We start from the raw sequence: 13478 nt of genomic DNA, 5'->3' as shown, positions 1-13478 counted from the left end.
TGTCGCGTTAACCGCAATGATCGCTCGCGCCTTGCGCCAGACGCAATTAGCGTTAAGACCCAGCCGATGGACCGCATTCAAATACGCGGCGGCAATAAGCTCAGCGGCCGCCTTCCCATCTCCGGCGCCAAGAACGCCGCGTTGACCCTGCTGCCTTGCGCGCTGCTCACGGATGAGCCGGTCACGCTGCGCAACCTGCCTCGCCTGGCGGACGTGGACAGCTTTGGTCACCTGCTGAATCAACTAGGTGTGTCCACCATGATCGAAGGCGCGCGGCCGGAGGATTTCGGGCGCGTCATGACCATGCGCGCGGGCCGGGTCACTTCGACCGAAGCGCCCTATGACATCGTTCGCAAGATGCGCGCCTCCATTCTGGTGCTCGGCCCCTTGCTCGCCCGCGCGGGTGAAGCGCGGGTTTCGCTGCCCGGCGGCTGCGCGATCGGCAACCGCCCGATCGATCTGCACCTGAAGGCGCTGGAGGCATTCGGCGCGGTGATAGAGATTAATGCAGGCTATGTGCGCGCCTCCTTGCCCGATGGTGGATTGCCGGGCGGGATATACACATTCCCGGTGGTCTCCGTGGGCGCGACGGAAAATGCCCTGATGGCGGCGGTGCTTGCCAAGGGCACCTGCGTTCTGGAAAATGCGGCGCGCGAGCCGGAGATCGTCGATCTCTGCAAATTGCTCATCGCGATGGGCGCGGACATCGAAGGCGTGGGCACCGACAAGCTGATCATCCACGGTCGCGACCGTCTGCATGGCGCAACCTACAGCGTCATGCCCGACCGGATCGAGGCAGGCAGCTACGCATGCGCGGCAGCGATCACCGGCGGTTCGCTCGAACTGGCGGGCGCCTGCGCCGATGACATGCACGCCATTCTGGCCGCCCTTCGCGATGCGGGTGTGCAGGTCGATGAGCTGAAAGACGGCATCAGGGTGTCGGCCGACGGCAAGCTGAAGCCGCTGACATTGTCCACCGCGCCCTTCCCGGCATTCCCGACGGACATGCAGGCACAGTTCATGGCCATGCTGACGAAGGCGGACGGCGCATCCGTGTTGACCGAAACCATCTTCGAAAACCGCTACATGCACGTGCCCGAACTGGCGCGCATGGGGGCGGACATTGGCGTCAACGGCCGCACCGCCGTCGTGCGGGGCGTCGATCGGCTGGTGGGGGCGCCGGTGATGGCGACCGACTTGCGCGCTTCCATGAGCCTTATCCTTGCCGGGCTTGCCGCCGAGGGGGAGACGCAGGTCAACCGCGTCTACCATCTTGACCGCGGCTATGAGCGGCTGGAGGAAAAATTGTCGGCCGTGGGCGCGGACATCGAACGGGTTAGCGATGGCTGACGGCAGGGGGCTGGAGACGGATCGCGCGGCCGTCCTGGCGCGCTATGATCTGGATGTCGGCGGTTTTCGCACGCTGGACCAGATAACCGACTTCGCCGCCGCGCTTTGCGAAGCGCCGATCGCTCTGGTCAGCATTGTCGAGGACGAACGCCAGCGCTTCCTGGCTCGCACGGGGCTGGATGCGGAAGAAACGCCACGGGACCTCTCCTTCTGCGCGCATGCCATGCAGGATGGCGCGATCTTCGTCGTGCCGGACGCCAGTGCCGATCCGCGCTTCGTGGCAAATGCCCTGGTGACTGGCCCGCCGCATATCCGCTTCTATGCCGGGGCGCCCTTGCTGAACGGGGAGGGGGTGCCACTCGGCGCCCTGTGCGTCATTGATGTTAAGCCGCGCGACGACCTTACATCCCTTCAACGCCAGGGCCTTACCCTGCTCGCGCACCAGGTGATGATGGAATTGGAGGGCCGCCGTCGCGACCAGGATATCATTGCCCAACAAGTCAAGGATGCCGAGGCGGTAGCCGAAAGCGACCGGCTATTCCGCACATTGGCCGACACCATGCCGCAAATGGTCTGGTCCACACTGCCCGATGGCTATCATGATTATTATAACGCGCGCTGGTATGAATATACCGGCGCGGCCGAACATTCGACGGATGGCGACGGCTGGAACGGCAACTTTCACCCGGACGACCGCGAACGCGCATGGCAGTGCTGGCGCCATTCGCTGATGACCGGCGATCCTTATGAGATTGAATATCGGCTCCTCCATCACAGCGGCGAATATCGATGGACCCTTGGCCGGGCGCTACCCATCCGCGATGATGAAGGCCGCATCACGCGGTGGATCGGCACCTGCACGGAAATTCACGAGCAGAAACTGATGATGGAAGAGCGCGAGGTCATCGCGCACGAACTGTCGCACCGGATCAAGAATATCTTTTCGGTGATTTCAGGGTTGATCGGGCTATCGGCGCGTCAGGACCCGGCGATCCGTCCGGTGGCGGATGATTTGCGCGACCGGATCATGGCGCTGGGTCGCGCGCATGACTTCATCCGCCCGCACAGCGCGGAGGGCGACGAATATCTGCGGCACAGTCGCCTGCGCGGCATATTGGAGCAAATCTTCGCGCCCTATACCGATGCGGGGGAAAGCCGCATCGTATTTTCCGGCGAAGATCCCGCGATCGATGACCGATCGGCCACGCCGCTCGCGCTGCTTTTCCATGAACTGGCGACCAATGCGGCCAAATATGGCGCGCTTTCGGTGCCTTCGGGGCGTGTCCATATCGACGTCCGGCACGAGGACGCGGACATCTGCATCGAATGGCGGGAAGAAGGCGGGCCGCCGGTAAAGCCGTCGAGCCGTGAAGGCTTCGGCAGCCGCCTCATGGCACTCAGTGCCGAGCGGCAACTGGGCGGACGGATGCAACGTGACTGGCGGCCTGAAGGGCTGGTGATCAGCCTGTGGATTCCATCCCGTTCCATGAGCCGGGCCGTGGCTGAAATGGCGTGAAGCCGTAAATATCGGCTGTCTCCAAATCGCTTTGTTCAGACGCTGCGAGGCGAAGGGTTTCGGCAATGCTGTGCGGGCGAAACGGCTTGGTTATGACCCCCAGCGCGGCTTCGGCCGCGACACCGATCTGCGCGGGATTGGCGGTGACATAGATCACCCGAACGCCATATCGGGCGGCAAGCTCCATGCCGATGCCCGGCCCGGTAGGCCCGTCGCGCAGGTTCAGATCGACCAAAGCGATGTCGCAGTCATTGGCGGCCATAAGGGCGCTTTCACGGTCGGCGGCAATGGCGCTGACCGCGAAACCCGCGTCCTCCACAATCTGCTCGATTTCCAGTGCGACGAAAATTTCGTCCTCGACGATTAGAACCTTTTTATTCATGCCTCAGCCCGCGAAACTGGACCCGATAATGTCCAGTCCGCCATCTGGTTCCGCAACAATCGAAAAAAGTCAGGAAGACGCAGCGCCTTCCTGGTTCGTCCAGAGCGTGTCGAACTTGGTTCCCTGCATCAGCAGGACGCTGGCGGGGTAGCCACCATCCCCGGCCTTGCGTGCCGTCTCGGTCGCGTTTCCGACAGCGGCTTCGCGGGTGGCGAAGGGGCCATAATAGCGGTTGTCCAGATTGATCTTCCAGACGCCCTCATGTTCCAGGACGATGTAGCGGGCATGGGGCAGGGACATGGGTTTAGAGTACCTCCGTATTATAATGATGCCAGGCCATGATTGCGGCAGCACCCCTATGGGGCCGCCACCGTTCAGCAAGCGCCCGTGTCTCGCGCTCGCTGGGTCGTTCGGGCAGGCCAAGGATGCGGCCCACCTCGATCTGCACAGCGAGGTCGCCCGCAGGCCAGACGTCGGGCCGACCCTCGGCGAACAGCAGGTAGATTTCGGCTGACCAGCGGCCGATGCCCTTGATCTGGGTGAGGAGGGCGATCGCCTCCTCATCATCCTGGGGCAGGGTGTGAAGGTCGACCTGCCCGCTGGTGACCAGTTCAGCGAGGCTCCGGGCATAGCTCTGTTTCTGACGGGACAGGCCGCAGGCGCGGAGCGCGTCGAGATCGCGGGAGAGCAGCTGGTCCGGCGCGCATCCCTCGCCCAGTTCCGCCTCCAGCTTGCGCCACACGGCGGCGGCCGCCGCGACGCTCACCTGCTGACCGACGATGGTGCGCAGCAGCGTCTCATAGCCCGGCTCCCGCACGCGCGGCAGGGGATAGCCGACACGCGCCAACGCAGCGGCAAAACCGGGTTCGAGGACGGCGATCGCATCCAGGCTTTCGCGCAGCTGTTCCGGGGTGGTGACCATGCTCTGCTTGTTTCCGGCTCTTGATTTATCGGCGCCCCCGCCTATGAGCGGCGGTGGAAAATTTTGGGATCGAGGTACATGCCTAAACTGATAGTGGTCAACCGTGCGGGTGAAGAGCAGGCTGTCGAGGGCGACAGCGGCCTGTCCGTGATGGAAGTCATCCGTGACAACGGCTTTGACGAGCTTCTGGCACTGTGCGGCGGTTGCTGCTCCTGCGCCACCTGCCACGTTTATGTCGATCCCGCTTTCGCCGAAAAGCTGCCTGCGCTGAGCGAAGACGAAAACGACCTGCTCGACAGTTCGGATCATCGCAATGAGAGCAGCCGCCTGTCGTGCCAGCTGGTGATGAACGACGATCTGGACGGCCTGCGCGTCACCATTGCGCCGGAAGACTGATCCTCCCGGTCGGGGCGCCCGTTACCGGCTGACGCGCAGCGTCGCCATGGGCGCCTCGCTCGTCAGCGGGGTGATCCGCCAGACGATCCGCTTGCCGTCGGTGGTGCTTTGCGCACCATCCTCCTGATTCTGACTGACGATTTCCGCGTTGGTGGTCAGCGTGAAGTGGCCGTCGAGCGCCTTTGACGCGTCCTCTCCTGGCCCGCTTTGCCCCATCGGTTCACGACTCTTGTCGAACCCGTTGGAATAGCCCGGAGCCTTCACCCGCACCCTGTCGTCGCCACGCAGTTCAATCGCGACGAAGGGCAGGACGATTTCCGCGTCGCTGTTGAAGGGGAAGAGGAAGCCGTGGGTCAGCCGCCCGCTGATCGCATAGTCGATCTCGAACTTGTGGTTGCCCATATAGCGGGCGGAACGAAAGCCCTTCTCCTTCGAAAGGGCAGTGGCGATCGCCTGCATCTGCGCCTCGTTGCCCGATCCGCTGCCACCGCCAAATCCTTCTTCATGCCCCTTCTGCATCGCGGTCTTGTGAAGAGCGCTGTCCTTCTTCTCCGGGGAACCGTCGCCGATGGGATCATCGCCGGGCGTGCCGGAGGAGGAGCCAAGCCCCTTCATCTCGGACGACAATATCTCGCCCTTATAGGTGAAGTTGAACTGTCGATCCGCCCGGATATCGAGGGTTGATTCGAACTTGCCCGGCGTCACCAGACAGGCGCCCAGCATCAGGCAGCAGGCTAACGCGCCAGCAGTGCGAAGAAATGCGGCCATATCGTCCCCCGTTCCCATGCGCCGACGTAAAGGCGGCGCGCCTTGTGCCCCGTTACCGGCTCGCGGCGGCGTACAGGGCGATCGCAGCCGCGTTGGAGACGTTCAGGCTCTCCATGCGCGGGCTGATCGGCAGTTTAGCCAAAATATCGCAATGGGCCATGCTGTTGTGGCGCAGCCCTTCACCCTCCGCGCCCAGCACCAGCGCGACGCGCGATTCGCCGATAGCGTCGCCCAATATCGTATCCGCCTCACCATCCAGGCCAATGCGCCAATATCCCGCCTCGGCAATCTCATCGAGCGCGCGGGCAAGGTTCACCACGCGCACCCACGGCACGATCTCCAGCGCGCCGGAGGCGGAGCGGGCGAGCACGCCCGATTCAGGCGGCGCATGCCTGTCCTGCGTCACGATGCACAGCGCGTCGAACGCCGCCGCCGACCGAAGGATCGCACCCACATTATGCGGATCGGTCACCTGATCGAGCACCAGTACGGGCCGCCTGTCGTCCTGCCCTGCTTCCAGTGCGTCGCCAAGCCATACGTCATCCAGCGGCTCAACCTCCGCGACGATCCCCTGATGGGGAGCATCGGACGGCACCATGCGGCCAAGGTCCGCCACATCGGCATAGACGATGGGCAGCACCGGCGGCAGGTCCAGCGCATTGAGCGCGTCGCGCGTGCCCCAGATTTTACGGACCACCCGGTTCGGATTGGCCAGAGCCGCGATGACGGCATGCCGCCCGTAGAAGCGGGGGAAGTTGCCCTTGGGCTTTGCGCTGCGATGTCCTTTTTTCATGGAAGTGCTCTTTTCACATCCGGCCATTGACAGGCAAGCCTCCATTCGCCATTGAGCGCGCCTCCAGCGCGGTAAAAGGCAGTTTTTGCTTGCCGCGTAAGGGCACTGGACAGGTGGCCGAGTGGTTAAAGGCAGCAGACTGTAAATCTGCCCGGGTTTCCCGTACGCTGGTTCGAATCCAGCCCTGTCCACCACCCTTTGGCTTTAAGGCCTCCAGGGCGCGCCGCCTCTTTCGGGTTTCCGGCTCGCGCGCCTTTCATCCGAGCCCGCCTGAAATAAGGAACGCTGGTCATGGCGTGGCTCGTGCTTGGCATTGCTGTTTTTACCGAAATCTGCTGGGCGCTCAGCCTTAAATGGGCGGCGACCATCGGCAGTTGGCAGGCTTCGTCCGTGCCTATCGCCTTGAGCTTCCTCAACATGGGTCTGCTGGCGCTCGCGATGAAGGGCATTCCTGCCGGGACCGCCTATGCGATCTGGACCGGCCTTGGCGCTGTGGGCGTCATCATCGGCGGCATGATCCTGTTCGGTGACCGCATTGCGCCGGTACAGGTCGGGTTCATGGCGCTGATCGTCATCGGCGTCATCGGCACGAAGCTGTTCGCGCCCGCCTGACCGCGCCGCCGCAACATATGGCGGAGCAGGGCGTTGGCCCGGCAACGATCATCCGTTACGCTGTCGTCCAATGACCATCGACCGTCGCGCCTTCCTGGCTGCCGCCATGTCCGGCTCCTTCGCTTTCCCCTTTGCGCGCCGGGCGTTTGCCGCGACCGAAGTGGAACGCGTAGATGCCCTGATCGCTCGCATGACGGTGGAAGAAAAGGCGGGGCAGATGACCTGCCTCACCGACAGCTTCCGTCCCTATAATCCGCCCAATCCGCAAGTCGGCATCCAGGATGAAAAACGACTGGCGGAAGAGGTGCGCAAGGGCCGGGTAGGCTGCCTGTTCAACGGCATCGGCGTGGCAGGCGCCCGCCGCGCGCAGGACATCGCCGTCAAGGAAAGCCGCCTCGGCATACCCTTGCTACTGGCGGGCGACGTCATCCATGGGCTGAAGACCATCTTTCCCGTGCCGCTGGCAGAGGCGGCGAGCTTCGATCCCGCGCTCGCCGAACGCACCGCCCGCGCCATGGCGCAGGAGGCAAGCGCGGCGGGCCTGCACCTGACCTTCGCGCCGATGGTCGATGTCGCGCGCGATCAGCGCTGGGGCCGGGTCGTCGAAGGGGCAGGGGAGGATGTCTATCTCGGTCGCCTGTTCGCCGCCGCCCGCGTCAGGGGATTTCAGGGGCGTGACTTGCGGCGGGACGATTCGCTCCTTGCCTGCCCCAAGCATTTCGCCGCCTATGGCGCGGTCGCGGCGGGCCTTGAATATGGCAGCGTCGATATTTCCGATGAAACGCTGCGCGAAACACATCTCCCGCCCTTCGGCTCTGCCTTTGCGGCAGGCGCGCTCACCACCATGGCGGCATTCAGCGAGATCAACGGCGTGCCCGCGACCGCCGACCGGGAATTGTTGACCGACTTGTTGCGCGGCGAGATGAAGTTCCGGGGCTTCGTCTTTTCCGACTATACGGCCGACGAGGAACTGATCGCCCATGGCTTCGCGGAGGATGAGCGCGACGCTGCGCGGCTGGCGGTTCTGGCTGGCGTCGACATGTCGATGCAAAGCGGCCTTTATATCCGCCACTTGCCCGATCTGGTGAAGAGCGGCGCGGTGCCGATGGGGACGATCGATGTCGCCGTGCGTCGCATCCTCTATGTCAAAACGGCGATAGGATTGTTCGACAATCCCTACCGCTCCATCAGCGAAGAGGCCGAGCGCACCCGCATCGCCACGCCCGCGCATCGCGCCCTGGCGCGGGAAGCGGCGGGCCGCTCGATCGTGCTGCTCCAGAACAGCGGCATCCTGCCCCTCGACCCCGCCAAGCGCCAGAAGATCGCGCTGATCGGCCCGTTCGGTGAGGATCGCGCCAATATCTACGGCCCCTGGGCGTTTTACGGCGACAAGGGGAAGGGCGTGGACATTGCCGCCGGGCTGCGCGCCGCCATGCCCGACCCCACCTTGCTGAGCATAGCCAAAGGCTGCGACATCATGACGTCGATCGACGGCGGCACCGCGCAGGCGGTCGAGGTGGCCAAATCAGCAGACATCATCCTGCTCGCCCTCGGCGAATCGCAGGACATGTCGGGAGAGGCGCAGTCGCGCACCGTGATCGAATTGCCGCCGCCCCAGCAGATGCTGGCCGATGCCGTCGCGGCCACCGGCAAGCCTGTCATCGTGCTGTTGCGTCACGGCCGCGCCCTTGCGCTGCACGGTTCCGTCGCGAGCGCGCAGGCTGTCCTCGCCACCTGGTTCCTGGGATCGGAAGCGGGCCATGCCATCGCCGACATCCTGTTCGGTCGGGTCGATCCTTCCGCCAAGCTGCCGGTCAGTTTCCCTTGGGAATCCGGTCAGGAGCCCTTCTTCTACGACCGCAAGTCCACGGGCCGCCCGGTGATCGACAACCGCACCGAATATCGCGCGCGCTACATGACGACGGACAACAGCGCCCGCTATCCCTTCGGTCACGGGCTCAGCTACACCAGATTCGCGCTCGACAATCTGGAGCTGTCCGACACCGCCTTGCGCTGGGACCGGGCGATCGAGGTGACCGCCCGGCTCACCAACAAGGGCGACCGGCGGGGCAGCGAAGTCGTACAACTCTACATCCGCGATCGCGTGGCCAGCCGTACCCGCCCCGTGCGCGAGCTAAAGCGAATCGAACGCGTCACCCTCGACCCCGGTGAGAGCAAGACGGTGCGCTTCTCCCTGTCCCGCAGCGACCTGCAATTTGTCGGATCAGGCAACCGCATCCTTGCCGAACCGGGCCTGTTCGACCTGTGGCTGGGGCAATCTTCCGAGGGTGGCCTGCACAGCCAGTTCACCCTCTATGCGGAGGAAGCCACGCCCGCATCCGCCCGATAAGCCCGTCATCTCGGCGAAGGCCGGACAGGCACCGCGCCGCTCGAACGCGCTTTCCTACAGGGGCCGGTCCATGGCATGGCGTTATCGGCTCTTTCCCAGCGTGAACCTTCCCCGCCTTATGGGTCCGGGGCCTTATTTCGCAAAAATTCTCCTATTGCGAAATCGACACCACCCGTCCGTATCCACGCAAATGCGTCGGCCACAACGGCGTGAACTTCGCAAGGCCTTGCCCGGCTGTAAAACTCCCAGCCCGCACCTTCACCACCTTGCGCGGCTCTGCTACAGGGCGCCCCATGCTGAATATCAGGGACATCACCGTGCGGCTGGGTGGCCGTACCATCATCGACCGCGCCAGTGCCGCGCTGCCGCCGCGCAGCCGCGTGGGTTTGATCGGCCGCAACGGCGCGGGCAAGTCCACGCTGATGAAGGTCATGATCGGGCAACTCGACCCCGACGACGGCGGTTGCGACATGCCGCGCGACACGCGCCTGGGCTATATCGCGCAGGAAGCGCCCACCGGCACGGCGACGCCCTTCGAGACCGTGCTGGCCGCCGACAAGGAACGCGCCGCGCTGATGGCGGAGAGCGAAGCGACGCATGACCCCGATCGCCTCGGCCATATTTACGAGCGGCTGATGGCGATCGACGCCTATACCGCGCCCGCTCGTGCCGCCCGCATTCTCGTGGGCCTTGGCTTTGACGAAGAAATGCAGGGACGCCCGCTCGACAGCTATTCGGGCGGTTGGAAAATGCGTGTCGCGCTCGCCGCGCTGCTCTTTTCCGAGCCCGACCTGCTGCTGCTCGACGAACCCAGCAACCACCTCGATCTCGAAGCCACGATGTGGCTGGAAAGCTTCCTCAAAAATTATCGCGGCACCGTGGTGGTGATCAGCCATGAGCGCGACCTGCTCAACAATGTGGTCGATTATATCCTGCATCTGGAAGGCGGGAAGATCACCCTTTATCCCGGCGGTTACGACGCGTTCGAACGGCAGCGGGCCGAACGCCTCGCCCAGCAGGAGGCCGCGCGCGTAAAGCAACAGGCCGAGCGCGAGAAATTGCAGGATTATGTCGCCCGCAACTCTGCCCGCGCCTCGACCGCCAAGCAGGCCCAGTCGCGCGCCAAGGCGCTAGCGAAGATGCAGCCCATCGCCGCCGCGATCGAGGATCCGTCGCTGTCCTTCGCCTTTCCCAGCCCGCCCGAACTGCGCCCGCCGCTCATCACCATGGACATGGCGGCGGTCGGCTATGGCGACACGCCGGTGCTGCGCCGCGTGAACCTGCGCATCGATCCCGACGACCGGCTGGCGCTTCTCGGCCGCAACGGTAACGGCAAGACGACCCTCGCGCGCCTGATCGCGGCACAGCTGGCGCCGATGGAAGGGTCGATGAACAGCTCGGCCAAGATGAATGTCGGCTATTTCACCCAATATCAGGTGGAGGAGCTCGACATTTCCGACACGCCGCTCCAGCATATGACGCGCGTCATGAAGGGCGCGACGCCGGGCGCCGTCCGCGCGCAACTCGGCCGCTTCGGCTTTTCGGGCGAGCGCGCGACGCAGCAGGTCGGCTCCATGTCGGGCGGCGAGCGCGCGCGGCTGGCGCTGGCACTGATCACCCGCGATGCGCCGCACCTCCTGATCCTCGACGAACCGACCAACCACTTGGACGTCGATAGCCGCGAAGCGCTGGTGCAGGCGCTCAATGAATATTCGGGCGCTGTCGTGATCGTCAGCCACGACCGCCACATGATCGAACTGGTGGCCGATCGCCTCGTCCTGGTGGATGGCGGCACGGCCCAGCCGTTCGACGGCAGTCTGGAGGACTATACCGACATCATCTTGCGCAAGGCGGATGGCGGCAGCAGCGGCGGGGACGCGCCCAAGGCGGATCGAAAGGCGGAAAAGCGCAACGCAGCCGAATGGCGCGAAAAGCAGAAGAGCCTCAAGGCAGCGGTCAGCAAGGCCGAAAAGGAAATGGCCACGCTATCCGCCGAACGCAGCCGGATCGATCAGGCGTTGTTCGATCCCAAGGCAGCGACGGGTGCTGAGGCGAAAATGACCACGACCGACCTCATGGTCCGCCGCGCCTCGGTCGAAAAGAAGCTGGAAACGATCGAGGAAAGCTGGATCGAAGCGAGCGCCGCGTTGGAGGAACTCTAACGGCCGTCAGCCCGCGTCGATGCGGAGGCGCGTCAGGCGGATTGCGCTGATGCGCCAGCCGTCGGCCAGCCGCACATAGCGTTCGTGATAATGGCCATAGCCATGCATCCAGCGGAAGGGCAGGGGTGAGCCTTCCTGCACCCACAGCTTGTCCTCCATCGCCCAGATGCCGCTGGCTTGGCTGTCGGTCTCGATGTGGATTTCGGGCATATGGCCGTGGTGAACGGTTGTGACCTGCTCCAGCATCGGCGCCAAGCGTGCCATATAAGGCGCAGCGCCGTGGATCAGCATGCTCTCGTCCCGTTCCCCAGCGGCATCGCGGAAATCGGCGATGAGGTCGGGCGCAAAGACAGCTTCCAACGCAGGCCAATCCTTATTGTCCATGGACCGGAAGTAGCGCGCCTTCAGCGCATATATCGCCAAAGTCGCAGCGATCTTGTCGGTTTCGGTCAAACGTTCCTCCCACATGTGTGCACGACTTTGTGGCCGTTTGGGGAGGACCCTAACGCAGCGGATGCCACGTTCCAAGCGATGGCTCGCGTGAGCCAGAGCCGCCACATATTGCCAAAACAACTCGAGCGCGCCGCTATGTGCGGGCGCGCTCCAGCCTCAAGATTGAGGAGGGCGTGGAGCAGCGCAACCGCTCCACGCCAATCGCGTCAGAATTCGCGCAGGATTTCGCGCAGCGTCGTGCCCTCATATTCGGTGCGCACCGCGCCCGCCTTTTGAAGGGTAGGGATGACGCCGTTGACCAGATCGGCAAGCTGATGGTTGTAGCCCGATCCTTCGATCAGGAACCCGTCGCCGCCCACTTCGTCCATCACCGCCATCATCTTTTCGGCTACCTGTTCCACGGTGCCGCTGAAGTCCATGCCGCTCGCACCCTTCCCGACGGAGAACAGGTCGCGAAGGGATTTACCCTCTTCCCGGCCCGCCTTCTTCATGAACTCAAGGGCGCTGGTGTGACCGCCTGCCACGATATCCTGCGGCACGGGCGCATCCACGTCGTAGAGCGAGAAGTCCACGTCCAGCGACGACGAAGCCATCACGATATTATGCTCGAACGAAGCCTGCTTTTCGGCCTCGCTCATTTCGGGCCGCTCGCCGCCTTCGGGGAAGATTTCCACGGGCGTCAGGAAGAAGACCTTGATGTCGTCGGGATTGCGGCCCTGCGCTTCGGCGCGGTCCCGAATATCCTGGCGATAGGCTTTCATGCCCGGAACGCCGCCGGTCATCATGCCCAGCACGACTTCGGCATTTTTGGACGAAAACTGCCGTCCACGCTCGGACGCGCCCGCTTGCGCCAGAACCGGATAGCCCTGCGGCGATCGCAGCGTGTTCAGCGGCCCGCGCGAACGGAAATGCTTGCCCTCGAAATTGACCGTGTGGACCTTGGTGTGGTCGACATAGACACCCGTTTCCGTGTTCGCGACCAGCGCGCCCTCTTCCCAGCTATCCCACAGCTTCTTGACCAGCTCGACGAACTCATCGGCAATGTCATACCGCTCGTTCGGCGGCAGCAGTTTCTCCATGCCGAAGTTCAGCGCGGCGTTCTTCTCGCTCGACGTCACCATGTTCCACCCCGCGCGTCCCTTCGTCAGGGAGTCGATCGTCGAAAGCAAGCGCGCGAGGATATAGGGCGGATAGAAGGTCGTCGAAGCCGTCGCGATCAGGCCGATATGCGATGTTTCCTGCGCCATCACCGGCAGCAGCGGCATGGGGTCGAGCTTGGGCGACAGTGTCGCATTCTTGAGGTCCAGCTCCATCGAGCCACCATAGCGATCGCCAACGATCAGGCTGTCTTCGAAGAAGACGAAGTCGAACTTCGCTGCCTCCAGCATCTTGGCCAGTTCCTTATGATAGGAACCATCCGCCCACTGCGAGCCAAACTCCTTGCCATCGCCCGGCCAGGAAGTCGCGCCGAACTTCGTGAAATAGCCAAGGTGGAACTTCGTGTGGGCCATAGCCTGATACTCTCTCTAAGGTTTATCTCATTAGCATTTTCAAACGGTGGCCAGGCGCCCTTACGGCAGATCATCTGTTGAGGCACAACTACCCGGCCATCTGCTCCTAATAGTTGACGAATATCAACCTTTGTCAAGTGGTAGAAGCAATTCCGGTTCGAGGCGTTTCAAAAAAGGCAGCGTTTCGAGCATCGCTCGCACCGTTTCGATCGCGGCGGCCAGCGCGGCTTCGCCCTCGCTATCCAGATTGGAGTTGGGCTCGT

13 protein-coding genes and 1 tRNA gene are annotated in these 13478 nt (G+C 63.6%); 7 read left to right on the top strand and 7 right to left on the bottom strand.

The genetic code is table 11. The annotated features are described in order from the left end of the window. Positions 1-66 precede the first annotated feature (66 nt). Entirely contained in the window at positions 67-1350 is a 1284-nt protein-coding gene (gene murA / locus ACZ5TB_RS09175; RefSeq protein WP_464778162.1) for a UDP-N-acetylglucosamine 1-carboxyvinyltransferase, read from the top strand. Continuing rightward, entirely contained in the window at positions 1343-2866 is a 1524-nt protein-coding gene (locus ACZ5TB_RS09170) for a PAS domain-containing protein (RefSeq protein WP_464791010.1), read from the top strand. Before murA ends, ACZ5TB_RS09170 begins: the two co-directional genes overlap by 8 nt. Here the strand turns inward: ACZ5TB_RS09170 and ACZ5TB_RS09165 are convergent. The 3 genes from ACZ5TB_RS09165 to ACZ5TB_RS09155 form a co-directional block, all read right to left on the bottom strand. Further along, a complete protein-coding gene (locus ACZ5TB_RS09165; RefSeq protein WP_464791009.1) occupies positions 2811-3248 on the bottom strand; it encodes a response regulator in 438 nt (145 codons plus the stop codon). The two genes, ACZ5TB_RS09170 and ACZ5TB_RS09165, sit on opposite strands and share 56 nt — an antisense overlap. Before the next feature lie 69 nt (positions 3249-3317). After that, the gene (locus ACZ5TB_RS09160; protein ID WP_464791008.1) at positions 3318-3548 is read right to left on the bottom strand and encodes a DUF2188 domain-containing protein; all 231 of its coding nucleotides are present in this window, start codon (positions 3546-3548) and stop codon (positions 3318-3320) included. A gap of 4 nt (positions 3549-3552) precedes the next feature. Next, a complete protein-coding gene (locus tag ACZ5TB_RS09155; protein ID WP_464791007.1) occupies positions 3553-4170 on the bottom strand; it encodes a DNA-3-methyladenine glycosylase family protein in 618 nt (205 codons plus the stop codon). Between the two features lie 78 nt (positions 4171-4248). On the opposite strand from ACZ5TB_RS09155, the gene ACZ5TB_RS09150 reads away from it, so the two are divergent. After that, complete coding sequence (locus ACZ5TB_RS09150) at positions 4249-4566, top strand: 2Fe-2S iron-sulfur cluster-binding protein (protein WP_449474120.1); 318 nt, start codon at positions 4249-4251, stop codon at positions 4564-4566. A 21-nt stretch (positions 4567-4587) separates the two neighbouring features. On the opposite strand, the gene ACZ5TB_RS09145 is transcribed toward ACZ5TB_RS09150, so the two are convergent. Then, the gene (locus ACZ5TB_RS09145) at positions 4588-5334 is read right to left on the bottom strand and encodes a hypothetical protein (RefSeq protein ID WP_464791006.1); all 747 of its coding nucleotides are present in this window, start codon (positions 5332-5334) and stop codon (positions 4588-4590) included. Positions 5335-5386: 52 nt separating this feature from the next. Next, positions 5387-6127 (bottom strand): TrmH family RNA methyltransferase, encoded by a 741-nt coding sequence (locus ACZ5TB_RS09140; RefSeq protein WP_464791005.1) that lies wholly within the window; start codon positions 6125-6127, stop codon positions 5387-5389. 107 nt (positions 6128-6234) lie between these two features. On the opposite strand from ACZ5TB_RS09140, the gene ACZ5TB_RS09135 reads away from it, so the two are divergent. The 4 genes from ACZ5TB_RS09135 (at position 6235) to ACZ5TB_RS09120 (ending at position 11251) form a co-directional block, all read left to right on the top strand. After that, positions 6235-6321: transfer RNA gene (locus ACZ5TB_RS09135), tRNA-Tyr, on the top strand. Between the two features lie 97 nt (positions 6322-6418). Continuing rightward, positions 6419-6739, top strand: coding sequence for a DMT family transporter (locus ACZ5TB_RS09130; RefSeq protein WP_464778155.1), 321 nt, complete (start codon positions 6419-6421; stop codon positions 6737-6739). A 70-nt stretch (positions 6740-6809) separates the two neighbouring features. Next, positions 6810-9089 carry a beta-glucosidase BglX gene (gene bglX, locus ACZ5TB_RS09125; RefSeq protein WP_464791004.1) on the top strand — a complete coding sequence of 760 codons (2280 nt, stop codon included), beginning with the start codon at positions 6810-6812 and terminating at the stop codon, positions 9087-9089. 293 nt (positions 9090-9382) lie between these two features. Then, positions 9383-11251, top strand: a complete 1869-nt coding sequence (locus ACZ5TB_RS09120; RefSeq protein WP_464791003.1) for an ABC-F family ATP-binding cassette domain-containing protein — start codon at positions 9383-9385, stop codon at positions 11249-11251. A gap of 6 nt (positions 11252-11257) precedes the next feature. Here ACZ5TB_RS09120 and ACZ5TB_RS09115 read toward each other — a convergent pair whose 3' ends face one another. Then, on the bottom strand, positions 11258-11704 hold the full coding sequence (locus ACZ5TB_RS09115; protein ID WP_464791002.1) for a nuclear transport factor 2 family protein: 447 nt from the start codon (positions 11702-11704) through the stop codon (positions 11258-11260). Between the two features lie 206 nt (positions 11705-11910). Further along, complete coding sequence (locus tag ACZ5TB_RS09110; protein WP_464791001.1) at positions 11911-13215, bottom strand: NtaA/DmoA family FMN-dependent monooxygenase; 1305 nt, start codon at positions 13213-13215, stop codon at positions 11911-11913. Between the last annotated feature and the right edge of the window lie 263 nt (positions 13216-13478).

Source organism: Sphingobium sp. TomTYG74 (assembly GCF_055393875.1).
Note: the sequence above shows the minus strand (reverse complement) of the source record. Positions and strands in the feature narration are given on the sequence as shown.